This is a genomic window from Frankia canadensis, assembly GCF_900197875.1.
Lineage (GTDB): Bacteria > Actinomycetota > Actinomycetes > Frankiales > Frankiaceae > Frankia > Frankia canadensis.
Genome location: NZ_FZMO01000344.1, coordinates 1 through 2818 on the forward strand (window position 1 = coordinate 1; position 2818 = coordinate 2818).

3 protein-coding genes are annotated in these 2818 nt (G+C 72.0%); 1 reads left to right on the forward strand and 2 read right to left on the reverse strand.

Annotation, left to right across the window (positions count from 1 at the left end):
* Both C1A33_RS23125 and C1A33_RS23130 read right to left on the reverse strand, forming a co-directional pair.
* On the reverse strand, nucleotides 1-362 hold a 362-nt coding region (locus tag C1A33_RS23125), incomplete at its 3' end, for a hypothetical protein (RefSeq protein WP_207770452.1).
* Nucleotides 363-458: 96 nt separating this feature from the next.
* Nucleotides 459-1913, reverse strand: coding sequence for a bifunctional glycosyltransferase family 2/GtrA family protein (locus C1A33_RS23130; RefSeq protein WP_101833464.1), 1455 nt, complete (start codon nucleotides 1911-1913; stop codon nucleotides 459-461).
* A gap of 194 nt (nucleotides 1914-2107) precedes the next feature.
* Between C1A33_RS23130 and C1A33_RS23135 the strand changes: the two genes are divergently transcribed.
* Entirely contained in the window at nucleotides 2108-2671 is a 564-nt protein-coding gene (locus tag C1A33_RS23135; RefSeq protein ID WP_101833465.1) for a dihydrofolate reductase family protein, read from the forward strand.
* Nucleotides 2672-2818: the final 147 nt, after the last annotated feature.

The window sequence follows — 2818 nt, forward strand, 5'->3', positions numbered from 1 at the left end:
CCGAGCGGCGGTCCGTCGCAGTCCCCGGGCTCCACCAGCCCGTCGACGCCCGGCACGACCACCCCGTCGACGCCCGGCACGACCACCCCGTCGATGCCGAGTGGCACCAGCTCGACGCCGCCGAGCACCGATGGTTCGAGTTCGCCGGGAGCCGGTGGTTCGACGACGCCGAACAACAGCAGTCCTGGCACCACGGGCAAGGGCACCGGCGCACCGGCGAACGGCGGCACGCCGCCTCCGCCGAAGGCCGCCAGCGCCCCGACCGCCCCCGACGCGACTACGACGGGGGAGAACACGGCGACCGTGCCCGTGGCAACGTCATCCTGACCGACAGGCTCCTGGTCGATAGGCGTTCTGATCATAACGGGCTGCCCCGCCCGGCATTCCGCCGAGCGGGGCAGTGCTGGTGCGGTGGATCGGTTGGGGTGTGCTGGTCCCGACGCCTGCCCTCGACACCCTCATCGCTGACGTTCGGGGGCCACGGTGGCCGGGCGGGGGCGGAAGACCCAGGCGCGCATGAGCAGGAAGCGGATGATGGTGGACAGAAGGTTCGCCAAGACCAGTACCGTCACCTCCAGACCACGGCCCGGGTGGTCGCTGCCCGCGTGCAGTAGTGCGAGTGAGCCGCTGGTCAGGCCCAGGCCGATCGCGAAGACGACCAGCCCCTGCAGGTGGTGGCGGCCGGCCTGGTGCGCGCCGGTGAGGCCGAAGGTGAGCCGGCGGTTCGCCGCGGTGTTCGCCACCGCGGTGATCAGCAGCGCGAGCAGGTTGGCCGCCTGCGGCCCGGTGGCCGTCCGCAGCAGCACGAACAGCAGCAGATAGGCCAGGGTGCTGGCGACGCCGATCGCGGCGAAGCGCAGCAGCTGACCCGCCAGCCCGCGGGGCACACCCGGCACCTGCACCCCGCCGCCTCCGATTCCCGGGGCCGCCGCGGGCCCGCCGTCCCCATCGTGGGCGGATGGGCCGCCGGTGAGCGTGCCGCCGGCCGCCGTGGTGAGCGGGCCGCGGCCGAACTCGCGGCGCAGGTCGGCCAGTGGCAGCGCGCCACTGCCGAAGGCCCGCAGCAGGCGGACGACGCCCTTGAGGTCGGCGAGCGCGGTGGCGACCACGTCGACGCGGCTGTCGGGATCATCGACCCAGTCGACCGGCACCTCGTGGATGCGCATCCCCGCCCGTTCCGCGAGGACGAGCAGCTCGGTGTCGAAGAACCACCCGGCGTCCTCCACCAGCGGCAGCAGCGCCGAGGCCGCGTCGGCCCGGATCGCCTTGAAGCCGCACTGCGCGTCCGAGAAGCGGGCGGCGAGCGTCCCACGCAGGATCAGGTTGTAGCAGCGGGAGATCACCTCGCGGCGCGGGCCGCGCACCACCCGGGACGTGCGCGCCAGCCGGGTCCCGATCGCCAGATCCGAATGCCCGCTGATCAGCGGCGCGACCAGCGGCAACAACGCGGCGAGGTCGGTGGACAGGTCGACGTCCATGTACGCGAGCACCGGCGCGGACGACATGCTCCACGCCGATCGCAGAGCCCGGCCGCGCCCCTTGGCGTCCAGGTGCACGACACGCACCCCGGCGAGCTCGCCCTCCAGCGCCATCGCGACGCCGAGGGTGCTGTCCGTGCTGGCGTTGTCGGCGATCGTGATCTGAAAGGGATAGGGGAAGCTGTTCCGCAGATGCCCGTGCAGTCGCCGCACGCAGGGGGCGAGGTCGTTCTCCTCGTTGTAGACGGGGATGACGACGTCCAGGATGGGACCTGATCGCGGGTCCGCGGTCAGGACGGCCCCGGCCTGCGGTTGCTCGGCGGTACCCGCCCGGGGCTGCTCTGCGGTCCCCGCCCGGGGCTGCTCGGTGGCAACGCGCTGCGCGGGGGCGGGTACGGGGGTTCCGGTCGCCGGCGATGGCATCGACGTCGTCATGGTGCCGACTCTCGGTCGGCGACCTGTGCCACCCGTATGGCAATCCTGTGCGCCACCTGTGAGAAGTCGGTGGCAATTCCCCGAAGGTGCCGCGCCCCGGTGTCCCGGGAGAGAACGCGCTGGCCAGCGCCCTCGGACGGCCTGCGAGGATGGCGGGCACGGTGATTGTCCACACACGGCACAGGGAGCTTCGGATGCGCACTCTGATCGTGACGGCTTTCGTGTCCGTCGACGGTGTCATGGAGGCGCCGGGCGGCGAGGCGGACTACCGCAACACCGGCTGGACCTTCAAGGACATCGCGTTCGACCCGGCCGCCTACGAGATCAAGGGCCGGGAGCAGGAGGAGGCCGCCGCGCTGCTGCTGGGCCGGACCAGCTACGAGGCGTTCGCGCCGATCTGGCCGACGATGACGGAGTTCGCCGGCTACAACGCGATGCCCCGCTACGTGGTCTCCACGACGCTGGAGCGGGACGACGAGCGCTGGCCGGCGACGATCCTGCGCTCCGTCGACGAGGTCGCCGCGCTCAGGGAGACCGACGGCGGCCCGATCGCCGTGCACGGCAGCGCCACGCTCGGCGCGAGCCTCGCCGACGCCGGCCTGGTCGACCGCTACCACCTGCTGGTCTTCCCCGTGCTGCTCGGCGCCGGGAAGCGGCTGTTCAGCGCGGCCGACAAGGACAAGACCATGCTCAGGCTCGTCGAGCAGGAGGCCTACCCCAACGGCATCCAGAAGCAGGTCTTCGACGTCGTCCGCTGAGATCCTGGCGAGAGTTCGCGACGGAGGACACCGGCCGTCTCGCCACTTTCAACGGGACAAATCGGGCGCGAAGCCAGGTGAAACTGGCAGGCGAGACCGTTCTCGCGCACGACCCACCCACCTGGCCGTCCGAATCGCAACGCGGCG